We start from the raw sequence: 18,121 nt of genomic DNA on the forward strand, positions 1-18,121 counted from the left end.
GCCCATGCTTCTTCTCATCGGCTCCTTTCTCGTCCTGATGCTGGTCGGCGCTCCCGTGGCGGTGTCGATGGCGACGGCTTCGCTGCTCTATCTCGTGATCTATGGCGTTGCGCCTGACATCATCACCGCGCAGCGCATGATCGCCGGCGTCGAGAGCTTTCCGCTGCTCGCCGTCCCTTTCTTCATCCTGGCTGGCAATCTGATGAACATCGCCGGCGTGACCGGCCGCATCTACAGCTTCGCGCTGGCGCTTGTCGGATGGATGAAGGGCGGCTTGGCGCAGGTCAACATCATCGGTTCGGTGATCTTTTCCGGCATGTCGGGAACGGCGCTCGCAGACGCCGCCGGCATCGGAACAATCGAGATCAAGGCGATGAAGGACCATGGCTACCCGGTCGAGGCGGCGGTCGGCGTGACCGCCGCCTCCGCGACGCTCGGCCCGATCTTTCCGCCGTCGCTGCCCTTCGTCATCTACGGCATGATGGCGAACGTATCGATCGGCGCGCTGTTCATGGCCGGCATCCTTCCCGGCGTCGTGATGACCGCATTGATGATGATCACCGTCGCGATCTTCGCGCATCGAAAGGGCTGGGGCTCCGATACGCCTTTCGAATTGAAGCAACTGGCCGCCGCGTCGGTCGAAGTGGTGGTGGTGCTCTGCTTTCCCGTGGCGGTCTACGTGGCTGTGCAGATGGGGTTCTCCATCAACGCCGCCGTCGGTCTGTCGCTTCTGGTTCTCATTGCCGCCGACTGGTATTTCGACTTCTCGGCCGTCATGGCGCTGATGACGCCGGTGATCCTGATCGGCGGCATGACGATGGGCTGGTTCACGCCCACGGAAGCGGCGATGGCTGCCGTCATCTGGTCGCTTTTCCTCGGCTTGGTCCGCTACCGGTCGATGACGTTCAAGACGCTGGCCAAAGCCAGCTTCGACACAATCGAGACGACTGCATCCGTCCTGTTCATCGTCACTGCAGCCTCCATCTTCGCCTGGCTGCTGACGGTCAGCCAGGCCGCGCAGGCCTTCTCCACATTCGTCTTTGCGCTCACCGACAACAAATGGGTGTTCCTCATCCTCGTGAACATCCTCATGCTGGTCGTCGGATGTTTCCTCGACACGATCGCGGCGATCACCATCCTCGTGCCGATCCTGCTTCCGGTCGCCGCGGTCTACGGCATCGACCCGGTCCATTTCGGGTTGATCATGACACTCAACCTGATGGTTGGCCTCTTGCACCCGCCGCTCGGCATGGTGCTGTTCGTGCTTTCGCGGGTCGCAGGCCTTTCGGTCGAACGCACGACGATGGCGATCCTGCCCTGGCTCGTGCCGCTGCTCGTCGCGCTGGTCCTGATCACATTCCTGCCGGCGATCACCCTGTGGCTGCCGATACAAATGGGGCTCGTCCGATGAGCGCCACCACGGTCGCGGCGATGCTGTTCGGTCCCGGGGATCTGCGCCTCACCCAGTGCGAGCTTGGCGCGCTGGCGCCCGGCATGGTTCGCGTGCGGTTCGGGGCCGGCGGCATCTGCGGATCGGACCTGCACTATTTCCGCCATGCCCGGACGGGCGACTTCGTCGTCACCTCGCCGCTGATCCTCGGCCACGAGGTCGCCGGCCAGGTCGTCGAGGTCAATGGCGAAGCCGAGGGGCTGAAGGCCGGCGACCACGTGGCCGTCAATCCGTCGCGCTGGTGCGGGTCCTGTCCGCGCTGCCGCGAGGGCCGTCCCAACCTTTGCGACAACATCTACTTCATGGGCTCGGCCTCCAAGACACCGCACATGCAGGGCGGCTTCGCGCACCTATTCGATGCGACGCCGGCGCAATGCGTGAAGGTGCCGGCCGGTGTGTCCTTTGCCGCCGCGGCGCTCGCCGAGCCGCTGGCCGTCGGCCTGCACGCGGTGGAGCGGGCAGGCGATGTGAAGGGTGCCCACGTCGCCATCTTTGGCGCCGGCCCGATCGGCCTGCTCACCATGCTGGCGGCCAGGCTCGCCGGCGCCGGCGAAATCACCGTGATAGATATCGCGGCCGCACCGCTCGCTTTCGCCAAGACCCTCGGCGCGGATCGCGTCATCGACATTTCCGGCGGCAACGACGAGCTCTCGGCGACTGCAAGGCAGGCTCCGTTGGACACCGTCTTCGAGATTTCCGGGACGGCGGCCGGGCTCGCATCGGCGATCCGCAATGTGCGCCGGGGAGGTACGATCGTCCAGGTCGGCAATCTGCCCGGCGGCGAGCTTCCGCTTCCCGCCAATGCGGTCATGGCGAAGGAACTCGATCTGAGGGGCACGTTCCGTTTCGGCGAGGAATTCCGCACGGCCGTCGATCTGATCGTCGCCGGCAAGGCCGACGTCGAGCGTCTCATCACCGCCAGGCGGCCGCTCGCGGCGGCGCCTGAAGCCTTCCGGCTTGCTCTCGATCGAAGCCGGAGTGTCAAGGTCCTGCTTACTGCCGACTGAAAGCTTCGAGAAGCTGCCGCTCGGCGCAAAACGCCGGCCGCTCGACCGCGACGTTGCACGACAAAACGACAGCGGAGGGCGCCTACGCGGCGCTCCAGGCCACCAAGCCGCTGACCTGGCCTTCGTGCTCTCCGACAGGCCCATCGGCCTGGCTGCTTGGATTGCCGAGAAATTTCGCGCCTGGAGCGATTGCGGCGGCGAACTCGAGCGCGCGATGCCTATCGAGACGCTGCTCACCGACATTTCGATCTACTGGTTCTCCGGCAACATCGCTGCGTCGTTGCGACTGTACAAGGAAATGCGGCTGCAACCGCTGACCTTCGATGCAGGCGAGCGGGTGAGCGTGCCGTTCGGAGTGAGCGTCTTCCCGCGCGAGCTGCCCATGCCCCCGCGTTCCTGGGTCGAACGCGCACTCAATGTTGTTCGCTGGACCTACGAGGATGGTGCTTCCTTCGGTATCGCAACTGTCCTTGGGACTACCCTGGCTCCGCCTTATGGATGCGTGTCGATCAAATGCGGCAGGCGCGTATCGTTGTTGTCAATTCTCGTACTTCTCCCAGACGCTAGCCAAATTCCACTGAGCCATCACAGTTTAGCGATGCAGGGTTGCCTTCTGAATGTTAAGCCTGCGGATCAAGACTTTTTATTCTGCGGTTTTCCCTTTCGCTTTGTCGAAGCCATCTTATCGAGTTCTTTTTCGCTCATTGACTTCTCCATGCTCTTGGAAGCACCCTTGAGCTCGCTTTTCTTTTTTTCTCCGCGCTTCGCTGCAAGGGCTGCGCCCGCGGCCATCTGCTGGGCCTTGGATTTAGCAGGCATCTGCTTACTCCTTTTTCAGTCTGTCTCTCCCCTCTCCCTTTGAGAATTCCGGATAACGCGGGCTCTGGGGCGGCGGTTCCCGACTGCTCGGTCTTGCAGCAGGGGGCCCTGCTGCAAGACAGCTGAAAAAACGTCGCGGTACGGCCGCTGCTCGTGTCCGGCTCCCGGTGCACATGCACCAAGGCGAACGCGTTTCGGCAACCCGGGGAAAGAGCTCGGTTGGGCCGCAGCGTCGGGTGGGCACGACTTCCGCAGCTTGCGCTGCCGGTTCAGACATTGCGCCTGCGACAGATCGCGGTCGCCTATGCGGGTTAATATGCCCGCAGGTCCGAATTCACGCCTTCTTCGCAAATGCCCACACCATCAGCGGATACTCCTCATCATTACTGAGGTCTCTCCACAGGCCGTAGGCCCGCACCGGCCCGCCGATATGCGCTTTGGCGCAGGCTTTGTTGCCCCAGCCGAACACCTGCACGGCGTCCTCAGCGAAGCCGCCCTCGACCATTACCTGCTTCAGCCCCGCCGGCGTCCAGCGGTTGTAGTCGTGCGGCCTGGCATGCACCCGGAACAGGAATGGTGTCGCCACCATCGCCCAGCCGCCTGGCTTGGTCATCGCGTGAATGTTTGCAGCGGCCGCCAGCGGCCGCTGCACGTGCTCCAGCACCTGATCGGCAATCACAATGGAAAATTGTTCGTCGGTGCGGTCGCGGCAGATGTCGAAATCGGGGAAATCGACCGAGCGGTAGTTTGGGCACATCGCCCGCCAGCAGCGGTTCCAACCCGGCGAGATCTCGATCACGTCGCGAGATTTGCGGTTCGCTGCTTCGAGAAAAGTGGTGAAAGCTTCGATCTGGCGGATGCGCAGCCAGTTGCGGGAGTCATATCCGATCAGTCGCTTCACCGCGTGCTTGCCACGGTGTTTCAGCGCGCCGGCAAGGCTCGTCGTCATTTCGACCTCCTCCGCCGCCCGCCTTCATAATGCTCCTACATCGAAAAGCGTACAAAAGCATGACGAGGGAGACGGCGCCGAAGCGCCGTCTCCCTAAGAGACCCAGAGGTCAATAATCGCCGTTGTAGTAACGGTCGTCGCAGGGCGCGGTGTAGATACGGCCGTAGCGGTCCTGATAGCGGCAAAGCTGCTCGCCGCGCCGCTGTGGCGTGGTTGCGCTGCCGACGACCGCGCCAAGCAGCGCGCCGCTCGCCGCGCCGATCACCGTGCTCTTGGTGTTGCCGCCGATCGCCTGGCCGACCAGCGCGCCGCCGGCGCCGCCGACCAGCGCGCCGGTGGTGGCCCGTTGCTGGCCTTCGGTCTGTGTCTCGCATCCAGCAAGTGCCGCAGTCATCAGCACTGCCACAAAAACCTTCTTGATCATCATCTCCAGAACTCCTTCGAAGCCCCAAAGACCAACTGAAACAGGGGCGTACCTGGCCGAAGTGGGCTCGCATTGCGGCGGAACGGCGGCGCGCTTTCTCACGAAATGAGTCATGGTTTCCCGGCTGTTGAAGAGCATGGTCGCCAAACTGGAAAGACGCCCCGCATCGGCAAGTGTGATGCCCTTCATAGCGGCGTGCCCGGGATCGGCGGAACTTTCGTCGACGAATGATGTTCGCAGCGAATTTCTGTTTTAGAAAAACCTTAATTGCCGTATGGCAATGTCGGCAGACGGCTGGCGGGGGCCCGCCGAAGTTCAGGGGTCGGGTTAATGGCGTTGCCAGGCAGCGCCGAAGAGGTCGGGGCAAAATGAAACTAGCGTTATGGGAAGGCAAGTGCCCGGGCTGCGGCGGCACCGGCACTATGTTCGAATGCCCGAGATGGCGAAGCTCCAACGGCCATTGTTGCCCGGCGGGCACGCATCAGCACAGATGTCCTGGCGTAAGCGTGCGCTGCGCGGAGTGCGAAGGGACGGGCTCCAGCTGGCCGAGGGACACGCGACGTTCAGCTCAGCCGGCGTCGTGACTGCCTAGCGTATCGAGCCTTCAGACGCACCTGGATAGTCATGAGTGCGCCTTTGTCGGTCATCACGTGGTCTGGTGAAGTCGGCTCCGGAACGGGTTCGCCATCCTCGATGAGACCTCGACGTGAAAAGCGAGCGCCTGCTCGGCGAGCTGACGCACCTCCGCGATTGTCCGGCCGGCCGTGACGACACCGGGGAAGTCGGGAAAAGATAGGCCGAAGTCGCTGTCGTCCGCCTTGTGGATTACCCCTACGTATCCGCGCATGCCCATCACCCTTGTGCTCCGCGCATCGTCGCTCTGAACAATGCATTCGACATAAACTGAACGGGTATTCCTAACCAAGCCGCAGGCCGTCGATCGCTAGATTGACAGATCGGCACAACGGCGCAAGGCGATGGACAAGATTGCAGCGGCCCGCATCGGTCCTCGAGAGAGGCGAAGGGTTCGTGCTGCGCAATATCTGCGTATGTCCACCGAGCGACAGACTTACTCCATTGAAAATCAGCGGGATGCCATCCGCGACTATGCGGCTCTCATGCGCTACGACATCGTCGCAACATATGAGGACGCGGGCAGAAGCGGTCTCAACATCGAAGGGCGCCCGGCTCTGCGGCGTTTGCTGGCCGATGTTGAAAGTGGGCAGGCCGACTTCGAAACGATCGTCGTCTACGACGTGAGCCGTTGGGGGCGCTTCCAGAACATCGATGAAAGCGCTTCCTACGAATACCGATGCCAAAGGGCTGGCGTGCGGATCGAGTTCTGCGCCGAGCAATTTGCAAATGACGGGAGCGTCGGATCCGATGTGCTGAAGGCCATCAAACGCAGCATGGCCGCCGAGCTGAGCCGCATGCTCTCGCAAAAGACATTCATCGGCCAAACTCGGGTCGTCAAGATGGGTTTCCGCGGAGGCGGGCACGCAGGATATGGCTTCCGGCGCCTTCTCGTGGATGCATCAGGCAAGCCCAAGACCATTCTCAAACGGCATGAATGGAAGGCCCTGGCAACGGATCGCGTGGTGCTCGTGCCCGGGCCGGAATCAGAGATTGAAATCGTCCGCTGGATCTTCAAGCAATTCATAAAGGGCAAGCTGGAAGTCGAAATCGCCAGGGCGTTGAACGAGCGCGGCGTTCTCACGGACCTGGACCAGACATGGACGACCGCTTCGGTACGCTCGGTCCTGACCCACGAGAAATACATCGGCAACAATGTCTGGAACAGGACCTCCGAAAGGCTTCATCGCAACCGAGTGAAAAACCCTCCGAGCGCCTGGATCCGCGTAGAGAATGTGTCGGTGCCGCTCGTCAGCCGCAAGTTGTTCGAGCGTGCACGATCCGTCGCGCAGGCACGCCGTTCCCGTATCACCAACGAGGACCTGCTGGCGGACCTATCAAGGCTTCTGGAAGAGCGAGGATCGCTGTCGGGCTCAATCATCAACGCGACGCCAGGCTTCTCAACGAAAAGCATGTACATCCATCGCTTCGGAACCCTCCAGGCGGCTTACGACCTGGTCGGATATGAGGCATCGGCGAACTACCGCTACTTCAACGTCATCACCCAGCTTCATCGTCGCCGGATGGAGATCATTCAAGATCTTGTAGCCGCGGTCGGCCAGGCTGGCGGGCTTGCCTACTATGACTCCAAGAGACAGCTTGTCAGGGTTAATGAGGAATTCACCATCGCAGTGTGGATCGCGCGCTGCCGTCCGTCACCATACGGCTACTCTCATTGGCCGTTCCATAAGCGGCGTCTTACCGGGTCCGACATCTCCGTGTTGATCAGGATGCTGCCCGACAATGTCACAGTTCGAGACTTTTTAATCGTGCCCGCATGGGAGGCAGAGCACGCGGCCCCAATGCTTTCCCCAAACAATGGCGTGCGCCTTGATGCCTTCCTTTTCCAGTCGCTGGATCCTTTGGTGGAGATCGCAAGGCGAGCGCCGATCGGGGGAGCGGGATGACGCAAGCCGAAGCTTCTTCCATTGTGAAAAGCAGCCGACACGTCATTCATCTGACCGGCGATCTGCGGGAGCCTGCGGGACCGCTTCATAAATACGTGTTCCTTAGGATCTACAAAAATCTGAGCGAACGAATGCAGTGTTTCCTCAGCGAGGCGAATGCGTCGCGGGAGCATCTGGAGGGCGTCGTTGAAGCGCTCCGCCAGCTGCTGGCACTTGACGTATTTCGAGACCTGCTGAAGACGGAAGATTTGGCGATCATGCCAGCGGCACTGGCGAATAGAATTCTTGGCCCGGCTGCCTCTATCGCCGAAACGAAGCCGTACCAAACCGAAGCGACGAGCCAGCAGCTCATCGGAGGAATTTGCGAAGAAGTCCTCCACCTCCTGCAGGATTGCGTTGTACCGCCGAAGATGTTCGGCCTGCTGCGCCAGGTCGTGCCAAGCCGACAGATCGAGATTGCCCGGCTCATGCTCGCGTTGGAAAGGGTGAAGCTCAATACGGCAAGAGTTTTCATCGCGCTCACACCGCAGCCACAGCTTGCCGATTCTTGGAGCCCGCGGAAGCAGTTCGCCGGCATCGATGCCGCGCAGCTGGCCGCTATGGAAATAGAGTTCGCCGAGTTGGGCAGGACGTTCCAAAATGCCGCCGAACGTCATGGGCCCCGCAGCCTCGCCCTCGTGGCGGCAAGGGGCTATCTGGACCGCATCATGGGAAACGTGCGCGTGGTGAAATACCTGGCGCACAATTTTCCGGAGCGGTTTGCCCAGTTTCAATCGATCCTGGAACCCCTCGAGCGGACCCGAGTTCACTTGTCAGCCCACGAAGAACGCCGGGCGAAGCCCGGCGTTCTGAACTGCGTCAGACGATCAGTACCACGGGGTATGTGAAAGCGCTTCTTTTGCGCGGTGCTCGATCAATCATTTGTACATGCTGGCTCCCACTCAGGTGTGGAATCTCGAGCGATGTTGCGGAGCCGGGCAAGAACGGACGCCATGGCCGGCGTACAGGCCTCGATGCGAGCCTTCTCGACGAGGCGCTGCCCCCGCTCGCGCCCATCCGCCGCTTTTTTGATATGACCCAGGTCTTGGTTGCCTCATGGAGGGTCAAGTCGGCGGGCATCATAAGGACCATTCGCGCCTGACGCCGTAGGAACAGCGGTCTTCCGGCTACCCGGAAGATGATCGCGAGGCCGCATACCGCCGGGACTGCCGCGAAGGTGTTTGCGATTATCTCGCCAGGTTGCATCGCGACCGTCCCAAATACGCATGCCGTTCGGGTGAACGCCGGCTTCCCATATAATCTTGAGCCACGACTTCTATGGTCCCTACGCCAATTGTGCCCCCGAGCCGTTGCGGCCGTGGCGGCTAGGTAGGGCGTGAGTTGGTCGCTTCCAAAGTCAGACGGTGATGACTGCTCCTGCCCGGGTGCGGAGCTCACTGGTGAAAAATCATTGGAGACATGGAATAGTTGCCAGCCCAGCCTAGTAATTGGTGCGAAGAGGGAGATGTGGAGTGCACGGTCGCCCCCACGTCAACAACAGGGAGCGGCGGCGAGCATCGAGGATGGGTTGTCTCTCAGTGCTTTGCAGTCGGGAGGAGCACGCTCCCATTCGGCCCAGCGGTTGCCTGTCCCTGTCCCTGACCGCTGGGCCGCTTATCAACCCGGATAGGCGGCGCGTGATCTTAATCGGGCTAGGGAGAGTTGTGGGCACTTAGACAGGATGAAAGCGACGTTGGACGTCATTCCGCATCTGGAAGATCTTTGGCGCTATGGCAGGGTACTTACCGGCAATGACTCCGACGCCGACGATCTGGTCCAGGAGGCTCTCGCCCGCGCGCTGTCGATGGCGGGCACTTACGACGGCACTCGTCCGTTGCTCCCCTGGCTGATCAGGATCGTTCGGAACAGCTTCTTCACTGGGTCCAGTCGCGTGAGCGCCGAGAGGCGCCGCCTCGCGTCCTTGGCAGATATCTCCGATACAAGCTTGCCGCCTTCGCAGGAGCATTCTGCCGAACTGTCGAATGTGAGGAAGGCTCTCGCACGGATGCCGACTGACCAGGCAGAGATACTGCATCTGGTAGGAGTGCTTGGCTTTACCTATTCCGAAGCTGCCGAACTACTGGGGATTCCCGCTGGAACTGTCATGTCCCGCCTCAGTCGGGCGCGTGCAGCCTTGAAGCAAAACTTGGAAAGCAATGGCGACAACGCTGTCGGCCATTTGAAGGTCGTGGGAGGGCGCGATGCGGTCCGATAATCCCGTTTCCGAAGAAGAGATCAATCGCTTCCTCGATGGCGAGCTATCGCCCTCGCAAAGATCTGACCTGCAGGCCCGGCTTGCCCGGCAGCCGGAACTGGCGGCCGAGGTGTTCGCCCACGCGCAACGCATGGAAGCGCTGCGCAACGCCCAGCCTCAGCGTTTGTTTCCGCCCGGCGCGAGCGTGGACAAGGCGAAGCGGCTGGAGGCCGCGTTTCGTCGAAGGAAAGTGCTTGCCCTGCTCCGGCTTCAGGTCGCCGCCGTCGCACTAATAGCGATCGGGTGGTCGGCGAACTCGTTGACCGTGCCGCTTCGCCAGGGAGGCAAGACGGCTGACGAAACCTTCATCCTGGCCGCGCGAGATGCCTTACGAGTCGCGCAGCTCAATGCAGGCCCCGAGAAAGGCACCGAGCTAAAGCAGGACAAGATCGAACGACTGGTTGGCGCCGTAAACGTGAGTATGCCAGCCCTTCCGTCAGTATGGGTGGTCAAAGATGTCCAGGTGCAGCCCTGGAATGGTCAACAAAGCTTGGTTGTGACGGCTGATACACCAAGCGTTGGTCGCATCACCCTCGTCGCGGCTCCGATGAACGGTGAGGACGCAGTGCCACCGACCCCAGCCACTGACGGCCGGGTACCGACAGTCTACTGGCAGTCGGGAGGGACGGCCTACGCCTTGATGGGCTCCGCCGCGCCGGATCGGCTCGAAGTGGAAGCAAAGCAAATCGAAGTTGCCACGCGGAGGAACGTTGCCCACAAGACAAGAGGTTGATCACAGCTCGATGGATCCGGAAGCAGAATTAGATGCCTTCGATATGGGCGCGTAAGCAACTGCATTCCGCCATCTGCCTGGAGCGGCTGCCTACCGTTCCGGTCCAAGTGCTTCGCCGCCTTCCGCAAGCCTTCAGAGAGATCTGCACGATGAACATTTTGTCTTTTGAGAGGAGATATTACCCCTCTCCGTGTCCAATCTGCGTTGGGGCGGCTTTGGAGTCCGAAATCACGCTCCGCAAGGTGGAGTTTCAGTGTGCCTCCTGCGGCGCATTTGAAATCACTTCGGCGGCGCGCGCCGCGATGAAGGGACTTTCCCAGGAGAGCCGAGGGGTGTGGCTATCGCAGGCGCGGCAACAGCATTCAACAATCCCGCTGGTAGCTTGCGCGAACGAGGCGCTGTCACATGGCGCAGCGCTTTCAGAGGACCCAGCTCCATGACGGTCAAGGAAGTGCGATCGCGCCGGGCACTTCCTCACGGGCCGGCATGAGGCGGGGTGATTGCGGGGCCGTCACGCCGAAATGCCAGTCGTCTTTCTTCAAACACACAGGGAGGTAATTCGTGTTGGATTCAGCCGATGCGATGCGCAAACTGAAAGACTACGAGGAAGTTGGTTTGATCGGCTATCCTTGTGATGGGGAATACATTGCAATGGTGGCCAACAACAAACACGACCGCTGGTTACTTGGGGGCGAGCTGTGCGGACTGAATGGCGCCGTCGTCGCTGATCAAGTCGCCGCTTTGCACAGATACTACCCACAGAGATGTCGCCTTGTCTTGGCGACGATAAGGCACGACTGGATTATTGCTGTCCGAGACTATGGCCTCCCACAAACTGGCGAACGACCCGAGCTGCCGTCATGACCAACGGATCGGACGACCGAGAAACGAATGCTCTTGATGTGCGGCCTGCCGATATCCGCGCCGCGACAATGCTGCGGCAATCTGGATCGATGTCGTTCGACGCAGGTATCGAAATGGCGCTCGCCGAAGCCGCCGCTGAAATGAGGGTCGGGCGATCAGAGATCATTCGCCTTGCCCTTCGTGAATGGTTTGCGACGCGCCAAAGGGCGCTTCTTGAGTGACGAAAGCGCGCCATATCGATCTACGGCGCCGGATCGTGTGGGCAACCCCGCGTAAGCCTCAGGGGCGCCTGTTCGATCAGTGTCGGCCGAAACCCTGAAAGCTCCGAGCCAAAAGGCAAGAGCCGGCCCTGCAATCCCTCCGCCGGAAATTCACACCGTTCGGTCAGTCATATTGAGCCACCACTTTAGAGCACTTCGCCAGGATAGACGCCCCACAAGTGGGTTTGATTGACGAAGCCAGATGTCGCCCCTAGCGCTACAGCACACCACTTTCCGTCACACCGCATCAGTTTGACTCGCACGCGAGGTTCGAGCCAGGCAATGACGGGGCTATCAACCGTCGCTTTCTTGCGCAGCGCCACATTGTCCTTCATCCAGGGAGCGACAATACCGGTCCTGCGCCCTGACAAGAGCGGGCCATAGATCCATCCGGTGGTTCCCTCCCAATCCCTTACACGGCGCCAATTGTCATACTGCTGATAGATCTCCAGAGGGATGCCCGGTCGTGTCATGACCCATTCAATGTCGTAGCCGATACCCGGCCCAACACGCAGATTGGCGGACGAAGCTTTTAGCGAGACGAAGCGAGGTAGAGGAAGAGCACTGACCTCCGCTCGCAGCCCTGTCGTGGTTGCGGGCGCCGATAGCAATACGGCTGTAAGAACGAAACGGGCGAGCGCGACATAAAACTGACGTCTGACCTGCCGGCGGACTGTCACGAACCCGAACTGTGCTACGGAATTCATGGCTGTTCATCTGCGAATGCGGAAGGGATCGATCAATCATCTGCCGCCATCAGAGGCGCCGCTCGGGGCGTGCTCCCGTTCAAGGCGAGCCCGGAACATCGCTCTGAGTGAGCTTATTCGACGAGTATGTGCGCTTCTCGGGCCGCATCGACCAATGCGTCCCTGGCAACGTCAGCCGCAATGCCGCCATTCGTGGCCTGGCGGCAGGCACGTAGCGCCGCCAGATGCTTGTGGCTTCCGGCATTGCGCCAGTGCTTGGTGAGCAAGTCGACCGCTTGATTGGCGTTGGAAAGGTTCTTGATCTCGCCGGAAATGCCGGTGGCCACCGCCACCGGCCTTGAGAACCATGCTTCATACATGGCCACGCCTCCATTGCGATGGCTGTCGCGCAAAACACTCGCGTCGCCGGGCGAAAAGCGGTCAACCCTTGGTATTATCCTGAGCCACGCTGTTCGTCGGGATTGTGTCCATCGCGGCCAATTTGTCCGCACACAGATCTGCGGCGCCTGGGGCATCCTTCTTCAAGCCAGCCAATTTCACCCACCCGCCGTCGCTGATGAAGCTATCTCTCCGGTAGGAAGACGTTCCCTTCAGCTTGGTCAGGTTCGCACTTGCGTTGGATGCAGTGATGAACTTTTCGACGCAAAGATTGGCGACCAGTTCAGCCCTTGCCTTGATGGCGGAGGTCTTCGCCATTTCCGAAGCTGTTCCTGCCGTGGTCCAACCGCCGGCCGTGAAACCGACTATCATCGTCAGCACAGAAACGCCCACAACCGACCAGAACCAGAGTGTCTTTGAGGGGCGATATTCGTCGAAGCGTTGCGAAAGTGTTTGATTGTTTTCCATCGTTTCCTCTTTTCAGATTCGCTCATTGCGACAGGTTGATTTCCCCCGTGCCGACCGACAATGGCCGGAAATCGGTCGATCGACCGACATGATGAGGTCCTCTGCAGGGGCGACCCCAGCTTAGGAGACGAGGCAGGGGGATGCTGGGTCCGATTGGCAGAATTTTCGGTCGGGAGCACGTCGGCGCAGATACTCGGACACTCGCACTCGTCTCCCGTACTCCAGCGCCTGAGACGATGTGCTTGAGCACCCGGAAATTCTCCACAATCGCGAATGCGGACAAACTTCACCTCGATGGTGCATATACCGAGCCCGATCGGAAACTATTCCAGACCAGCGCAGCTATGTGAGGTCGCGGTGGGCTCGCGCAGCTCAGTTAACTAGCTCTGCGGCTGGACCGGCAGGACAAGACCCGCATGCCTTTGACGCCGGGACCGTGGCTGGTTCACTTTCGGCGGCGCGGTTGGCTGGCGCAAATGGCAGGCTGACAAAGGCGGACGTTAGCAATTGGGAGATATTGTTGAAAAGTCTGTGACCGTAAGCTGGTCCGGCATTGCGAACTCACTGGCGAGATCGACGGCGCGGCCTTCGCGGGCTGATTGCTGGGCGGCGAGGCCCATGACGACGGCCCACCAGCCATCTTGCGGGGTCACCTCAACGCTGCCTTGCCCGCGTACTGCGGCGACAAAGCGGACGTGCTCGAAATAGGTCGAGCCATTGTGATCGCCTGCCTCGAGCAGTCGGGCATCGACCGGAATCTCCAGCAGGCGCGGCCCCGGCGGATTGCGCGGACTGACGATCAGCTCCGGCATGGGCGCGGCGCCCAGATGCCGGGGCCAGAAGCGGCCCGGTCCGGGCACCCGGCATTCGATCTTGCCGCTGCCGCCGACGGCGCAGAGCTCCTCCTGATAGCGACTGCCCTCGGCAAACATGCACAGCTCCAGCATGGCGCGCGCGCCGCTCGCGAAATCGACCAACACGTAGCCATGATCGAGAATATCCGGCATCTCGCCGCCATAGCGTTCATCGAGATGGTTCACGGCCTGTCCCGCGCTCGCCATAATGCGGACAGGGTCGGATTTGAGGATCAACCGCATCAAGTCGAAGAAGTGGCAGCACTTTTCGACGAAGGTGCCGCCGGTATTGCGGTTGAAACGGTTCCAGTCGCCGACTTTGGCCAGGAAGGGGAAACGGTGCTCGCGAATGCTCAGCATGCGAATGCCGCCGGTGGCGTCGTCGGCCTGCTCGACGAAGGCGGTGACGGGTGGCATGTAGCGGTATTCCATCGCCACCCACATCAGCGGAAGCCGCGCTTTCAGCGCTGCGATGCGCTCCGTGTCGGCGGCCTCTGTGAAGAGCGGCTTTTCCACCAGCACCGGCAGTGGCCGGCGAGCGGCGATCTCCTCCAACTGGCCGAGATGGTGATGGTTGGGGCTGGCGATCAGAACGCAGTCGACCCCGTCCGCGGCCAGTAAGTCGGCGATCGACGCCACCGGTCGTGCACCTGGCGCCAGGGCCAGCGACGCCGCCATCATGCCGGGGTCCGGCTCGAAGATGGCGGCCACATGCGCTTCAGGCAACAGCGCGATGTTGCGGATGTGCTCTTGGCCCATCATGCCGCAGCCGACAATGCCGTAGCCGATCGATGATTTGGTCATGCGGCGCCTTCCTTCCAGCACTTATTTGAAACGAGCTACGTAACGCGCCGCGTCCGGATCGAACCAGCTGCGGGAATATTCCACGCTATCCCCGTCCCCGGCCCAGGCGATGCGTTCAATGAACCCCACGGCCTCGCCCGGCCGAGGTCTGAAATCGGCCGGGGCCCAGTCCGGGGCGGGGGCGACGCCGACACGATCTTCGGCGCGAACGATCGAAAAGCCGAGAGCCAGCCGGTAGTGGAGATAGAGCGATTCCGACAGGTCATCGCGCTCGAGCCGCTCGGCTCGGCTGGCATCGAGCCAGATCTCCTCGGCCGCTGCCGGTTCGCCGTCGAGCCGACGCAGCCGACGGATGTGGTAGGCGTCAAGGGCGCTGCCGAACTCCGGCAGGTCGGACGGCTTGGGCAGCCGGTCGACCGACAGCACCTCGGCGGTCGGGAGTCCACCGCCGTCGATGCGCTCCAGCCTAAAGAAGGCGTAGACCCCGAGCAGGTCGCCGCGCGCCCGCACGTAGTTGCCCGAACCCTGGATACGGTCGAGTAGGCCTTTCTCGGTAAGGTCGGCCAGCGCGCGCCGCAGCGTGCCGACGGCAATGCCGAGGCTCGCGGCCATCTCGCGTTCCGGCGCAAGCCGCGTCCCGTCGACCAGCCGTCCGGCCGCTATTTCACGGATCAGCATTTCACTGATTTGCAGGTGCACCGGTAGAGGACCGCGCATCTGGCTGGATCGGTGGCCGGGCTCGGCTCTCGTTAGCTGCATGTCCGCCTTTTCCTGCGCCCTCAGAAATTGATACAGTATTGATCTACATCAAATCGAATGCTAGGCAAGCCCCATTCGCCGCCAACGCAACGAGCTCTTGAAGGACCGGCAATGACCGTCGTCCCCATTACCTCACCGGATCTGGATGCGGCTGAAATCGCCTGGTTCGCCGCGCTCTGTTCGGACGACTATCGCTATCTCGGCGTGTCGGATGGCGCGCTGCGCTCGAGCTGGGCGCACTGCTCCGAGATCGTGAAGACATCCGAAGAGCTCGGCTTCCGCAACATCTTGTGTCCGTCGTCCTATCAGGTCGGGCAGGACACGCTGAGCTTCGTCGCCGGCTGCGCGCCGATCACGTCGAGGATCAATCTGCTCGCGGCCGTGCGCTGCGGCGAGATGCAGCCGATCATGCTTGCACGCACCATCGCGACGCTCGACCACATGCTTGAAGGCCGGCTGACGGTGAACATCATCTCGTCGGACTTTCCGGGCGAGACGGCCGACAGCGCCTTCCGCTACCAGCGATCGCGCGAGGTGGTGCAGATCCTGCGCCAGGCCTGGACCCGGGACGCGATCGATTTCGAGGGCGAGGTCTATCGCTTTAAGGGCGTCCCGACGGCGCCAGCAAGGCCCTACCAGCAGAACGGAGGGCCGCTGCTCTATTTCGGCGGCTATTCGCCCGACGCGCTCGAGCTTTGCGCGGAACAGTGCGACGTCTACCTGATGTGGCCGGAGACAAAGGAGGAACTCGCCGGCCGCATGAAAGCCGTGCATGAGCGGGCAGCGCGTCATGGGCGCACGCTCGACTACGGATTGCGGGTCCACGTGATCGTGCGCGACACCGAGGCCGAAGCGAAGGACTATGCCCGCGAGCTGGTTTCGAAGCTGAACGACGAGCAGGGCAGGGCGATCCGCGAGCGGGCGCTCGATGCCCGATCGCTTGGCGTATCGCACCAGGCCAAGGCGCGTGAGACCGCCGACGCGGAAGGCTATGTCGAGCCGCATCTGTGGACCGGCGTCGGGCGGGCGCGCTCGGGTTGCGGCGCTGCGCTGGTGGGCTCGGCCGATCAGGTCCTGTCGGAAATCGAGGCGTATATGAAGATGGGCATCCGCGCCTTCATCTTCTCAGGCTATCCGCATCTCGACGAGGCGCAGCATTTCGGCACCAAGGTGCTTCCTGAACTCAATACGTGCTCGTTGCCGCATGCCTACGGGCGGGTGCCGGACCGGGTTCCGGCAACACCATTGGGAAGAGGGGAGCGCCACTGATGGAGCATTTCGTGTGCGACCCGCGTCTGTTGCGCAACGCGTTCGGGCGCTTCGCCACCGGTGTCACGGTCGTCACCACCGGCACCGCCGGCGGCCCGGTTGCCATCACCGCTAACAGCTTTTCGTCCGTCTCGCTCGATCCGCCGCTGGTGCTCTGGTCGATCGGCCGCCACTCGCGCCGCTTCGACGCCTTCGCCAATGCCGCGCAATATGCCATTCACGTGCTGGCGGACGATCAGAGCGACCTCTGCTGGCGCTTTTCGAAGTCAGGGACCGATTTTGCCGGTCTCGAGTTGGCGTGGAACGGTCACGGCGTGCCGCTGCTGCCGCGAGCGCTGGCGCGGTTCGAATGCAGCGTCGCGGACCGCTTCCCGGCAGGCGACCATATGATCCTGCTTGGGCGCGTCCTCGAACTGGAGACTCAAGAAGGCTCGCCGCTGCTCTTTGCCGGCGGCAGGTCCCGGCCTCAAAGCGAAGGATGATGACGCTCGGCGCCGGCGAGCGCTGGTGCGGTAGACTGGCGCACCACCAGGCGGCAGGCGAGTTCGACGCGGCGCGGCGGCAGCGTCGAATGGGCCAAGTCGTCGAGCAACAGGCTGAGCGCCGCCGAGCCGATCTCGCGCATGGGAATGTGCATGGCCGTCAGCGGTGGGTTGCAGAAGACCGCCTGCGGCAGGTCGTCCATGCCGACGACGGAGACATCGGCCGGCACCGAATACCCGGCTTCCTGGATGCCGGCGATGGCGCCGAAGGCCAGGCTGTCGCCCGCCGTCAGCACGGCCGTGAAATCGAGGCCGCGCGCCGCGATGCGTGCGGTCACGGCCTTGCTTGCAAGCTCCGGAAGCCAGTCCTCGACCTCGACCACGAGATCGTCGAAGCCGGCGATGCCTCCCGCCGTCAGCGCGTCGCGCCAGCCTTCGTAACGGCGCTCGATGGTGCGCCGGCCGCGCCGCATCAGGAACAGAATGCGGCGGTGGCCAAGACCGATAAGGTGCTGCGCAGCGAGCATGGCGGCGGAGCGGTTGCAGGGCGTCACGCTCGAATGGCGCATCGAGGGATCGTCGCCGTTGACGAGCACGATCGGCTTGGAAAAGCCGGCCGTCAGCGTAAGCACGTCAGCATCATCCAGCGTCAGAAAAAGGCAGCCGGCAACGCGGTCATCGCGTTCGGATTCGCGCAGGAGCGCGATTTCGTCCTCCGGCGCCGCAACCGGCCGGGTCACCAGTTCGACGCCCAGCAGCCGAGCGCGTTCGTTGAGCCCGTCGAGGACGTGATAGGTGAACTGGCTGCGGGCGCTGTCGACCATGGCCACGCTGCTTGCCGCCAGGATGACCTTGCGGCCGGCAACGGAGGCCGGGATGGCGTAATTCATCGACTTCGCCGTCTCGATGATCGCGGCGCGAAGCTCGTCCTTGACGCCGCCCACGCCGCTCAGCGCGCGGGAGGCGGTGCTAACGGAGACGCCGCACCGCGCCGCGATCTCTTCCAGTCGAACACGGCGGCTGGGGCGGCCGCGCTTGCCCTGGATCGTCATGGGTTCCCT

Annotated in this window: 20 protein-coding genes; 10 read left to right on the forward strand and 10 right to left on the reverse strand. The window is 62.2% G+C overall.

Going from position 1 to position 18,121, the window contains the following annotated elements; all coding sequences use genetic code 11:
- Positions 1–4 precede the first annotated feature (4 nt).
- Together ABID26_RS27290 and ABID26_RS27295 are read left to right on the forward strand one after the other, a co-directional pair.
- Positions 5–1,411, forward strand: coding sequence for a TRAP transporter large permease (locus tag ABID26_RS27290; protein ID WP_354417107.1), 1,407 nt, complete (start codon positions 5–7; stop codon positions 1,409–1,411).
- Positions 1,408–2,457 (forward strand): L-idonate 5-dehydrogenase, encoded by a 1,050-nt coding sequence (locus tag ABID26_RS27295; RefSeq protein ID WP_354417109.1) that lies wholly within the window; start codon positions 1,408–1,410, stop codon positions 2,455–2,457. Before ABID26_RS27290 ends, ABID26_RS27295 begins: the two co-directional genes overlap by 4 nt.
- Before the next feature lie 633 nt (positions 2,458–3,090).
- Here ABID26_RS27295 and ABID26_RS27300 read toward each other — a convergent pair.
- The 4 genes from ABID26_RS27300 to ABID26_RS27315 all read right to left on the reverse strand — a co-directional run bounded on the left by ABID26_RS27300 (position 3,091) and on the right by ABID26_RS27315 (position 5,496).
- Positions 3,091–3,276 carry a DUF3008 family protein gene (locus ABID26_RS27300; protein ID WP_292300388.1) on the reverse strand — a complete coding sequence of 62 codons (186 nt, stop codon included), beginning with the start codon at positions 3,274–3,276 and terminating at the stop codon, positions 3,091–3,093.
- Positions 3,277–3,610: 334 nt separating this feature from the next.
- Entirely contained in the window at positions 3,611–4,225 is a 615-nt protein-coding gene (locus ABID26_RS27305) for a class I SAM-dependent methyltransferase (protein WP_126098607.1), read from the reverse strand.
- Between the two features lie 109 nt (positions 4,226–4,334).
- Complete coding sequence (locus ABID26_RS27310) at positions 4,335–4,652, reverse strand: YMGG-like glycine zipper-containing protein (RefSeq protein ID WP_126098606.1); 318 nt, start codon at positions 4,650–4,652, stop codon at positions 4,335–4,337.
- A 643-nt stretch (positions 4,653–5,295) separates the two neighbouring features.
- Entirely contained in the window at positions 5,296–5,496 is a 201-nt protein-coding gene (locus ABID26_RS27315; protein WP_245460249.1) for a type II toxin-antitoxin system HicB family antitoxin, read from the reverse strand.
- Positions 5,497–5,626: 130 nt separating this feature from the next.
- Between ABID26_RS27315 and ABID26_RS27320 the strand changes: the two genes are divergently transcribed.
- The 6 genes from ABID26_RS27320 to ABID26_RS27345 all read left to right on the forward strand — a co-directional run bounded on the left by ABID26_RS27320 (position 5,627) and on the right by ABID26_RS27345 (position 11,300).
- The gene (locus ABID26_RS27320; RefSeq protein WP_189521484.1) at positions 5,627–7,189 is read left to right on the forward strand and encodes a recombinase family protein; all 1,563 of its coding nucleotides are present in this window, start codon (positions 5,627–5,629) and stop codon (positions 7,187–7,189) included.
- Complete coding sequence (locus ABID26_RS27325; RefSeq protein ID WP_126098605.1) at positions 7,186–8,076, forward strand: plasmid partitioning protein RepB C-terminal domain-containing protein; 891 nt, start codon at positions 7,186–7,188, stop codon at positions 8,074–8,076. Before ABID26_RS27320 ends, ABID26_RS27325 begins: the two co-directional genes overlap by 4 nt.
- An 845-nt stretch (positions 8,077–8,921) precedes the next feature.
- Positions 8,922–9,443, forward strand: a complete 522-nt coding sequence (locus ABID26_RS27330) for a sigma-70 family RNA polymerase sigma factor (protein WP_245460248.1) — start codon at positions 8,922–8,924, stop codon at positions 9,441–9,443.
- Positions 9,430–10,215 carry an anti-sigma factor family protein gene (locus ABID26_RS27335; protein ID WP_292371818.1) on the forward strand — a complete coding sequence of 262 codons (786 nt, stop codon included), beginning with the start codon at positions 9,430–9,432 and terminating at the stop codon, positions 10,213–10,215. Before ABID26_RS27330 ends, ABID26_RS27335 begins: the two co-directional genes overlap by 14 nt.
- A 561-nt stretch (positions 10,216–10,776) precedes the next feature.
- Entirely contained in the window at positions 10,777–11,079 is a 303-nt protein-coding gene (locus tag ABID26_RS27340; protein ID WP_292371819.1) for a hypothetical protein, read from the forward strand.
- Positions 11,076–11,300: a ribbon-helix-helix protein, CopG family gene (locus ABID26_RS27345; protein WP_292371821.1), complete on the forward strand. Its 225-nt coding sequence runs from the start codon at positions 11,076–11,078 to the stop codon at positions 11,298–11,300. The genes ABID26_RS27340 and ABID26_RS27345 overlap by 4 nt, the downstream gene beginning before the upstream one ends.
- A 185-nt stretch (positions 11,301–11,485) precedes the next feature.
- Here the strand turns inward: ABID26_RS27345 and ABID26_RS27350 are convergent, their stop codons facing one another.
- The 5 genes from ABID26_RS27350 to ABID26_RS27370 all read right to left on the reverse strand — a co-directional run bounded on the left by ABID26_RS27350 (position 11,486) and on the right by ABID26_RS27370 (position 15,228).
- Positions 11,486–12,046, reverse strand: coding sequence for an SH3 domain-containing protein (locus tag ABID26_RS27350; protein WP_292371823.1), 561 nt, complete (start codon positions 12,044–12,046; stop codon positions 11,486–11,488).
- Between the two features lie 113 nt (positions 12,047–12,159).
- The gene (locus ABID26_RS27355; protein ID WP_292371825.1) at positions 12,160–12,405 is read right to left on the reverse strand and encodes a DUF982 domain-containing protein; all 246 of its coding nucleotides are present in this window, start codon (positions 12,403–12,405) and stop codon (positions 12,160–12,162) included.
- A 61-nt stretch (positions 12,406–12,466) separates the two neighbouring features.
- Complete coding sequence (locus ABID26_RS27360; RefSeq protein ID WP_292371827.1) at positions 12,467–12,892, reverse strand: hypothetical protein; 426 nt, start codon at positions 12,890–12,892, stop codon at positions 12,467–12,469.
- Between the two features lie 500 nt (positions 12,893–13,392).
- Positions 13,393–14,550 carry a Gfo/Idh/MocA family protein gene (locus ABID26_RS27365; protein ID WP_354417114.1) on the reverse strand — a complete coding sequence of 386 codons (1,158 nt, stop codon included), beginning with the start codon at positions 14,548–14,550 and terminating at the stop codon, positions 13,393–13,395.
- Positions 14,551–14,571: 21 nt separating this feature from the next.
- Positions 14,572–15,228: a GntR family transcriptional regulator gene (locus tag ABID26_RS27370; RefSeq protein ID WP_354417116.1), complete on the reverse strand. Its 657-nt coding sequence runs from the start codon at positions 15,226–15,228 to the stop codon at positions 14,572–14,574.
- A gap of 192 nt (positions 15,229–15,420) precedes the next feature.
- On the opposite strand from ABID26_RS27370, the gene ABID26_RS27375 reads away from it, so the two are divergent.
- Together ABID26_RS27375 and ABID26_RS27380 are read left to right on the forward strand one after the other, a co-directional pair.
- Positions 15,421–16,578 carry an LLM class flavin-dependent oxidoreductase gene (locus tag ABID26_RS27375; RefSeq protein ID WP_354417117.1) on the forward strand — a complete coding sequence of 386 codons (1,158 nt, stop codon included), beginning with the start codon at positions 15,421–15,423 and terminating at the stop codon, positions 16,576–16,578.
- Positions 16,578–17,060: a flavin reductase family protein gene (locus ABID26_RS27380; RefSeq protein ID WP_292342214.1), complete on the forward strand. Its 483-nt coding sequence runs from the start codon at positions 16,578–16,580 to the stop codon at positions 17,058–17,060. The genes ABID26_RS27375 and ABID26_RS27380 overlap by 1 nt, the downstream gene beginning before the upstream one ends.
- Here the strand turns inward: ABID26_RS27380 and ABID26_RS27385 are convergent.
- Positions 17,045–18,112 carry a LacI family DNA-binding transcriptional regulator gene (locus tag ABID26_RS27385; protein ID WP_354417119.1) on the reverse strand — a complete coding sequence of 356 codons (1,068 nt, stop codon included), beginning with the start codon at positions 18,110–18,112 and terminating at the stop codon, positions 17,045–17,047. The two genes, ABID26_RS27380 and ABID26_RS27385, sit on opposite strands and share 16 nt — an antisense overlap.
- Positions 18,113–18,121: the final 9 nt, after the last annotated feature.

It is taken from the genome of Mesorhizobium shonense (assembly GCF_040545255.1).
In the GTDB taxonomy this organism is placed as follows: Bacteria; Pseudomonadota; Alphaproteobacteria; order Rhizobiales; family Rhizobiaceae; genus Mesorhizobium; species Mesorhizobium shonense.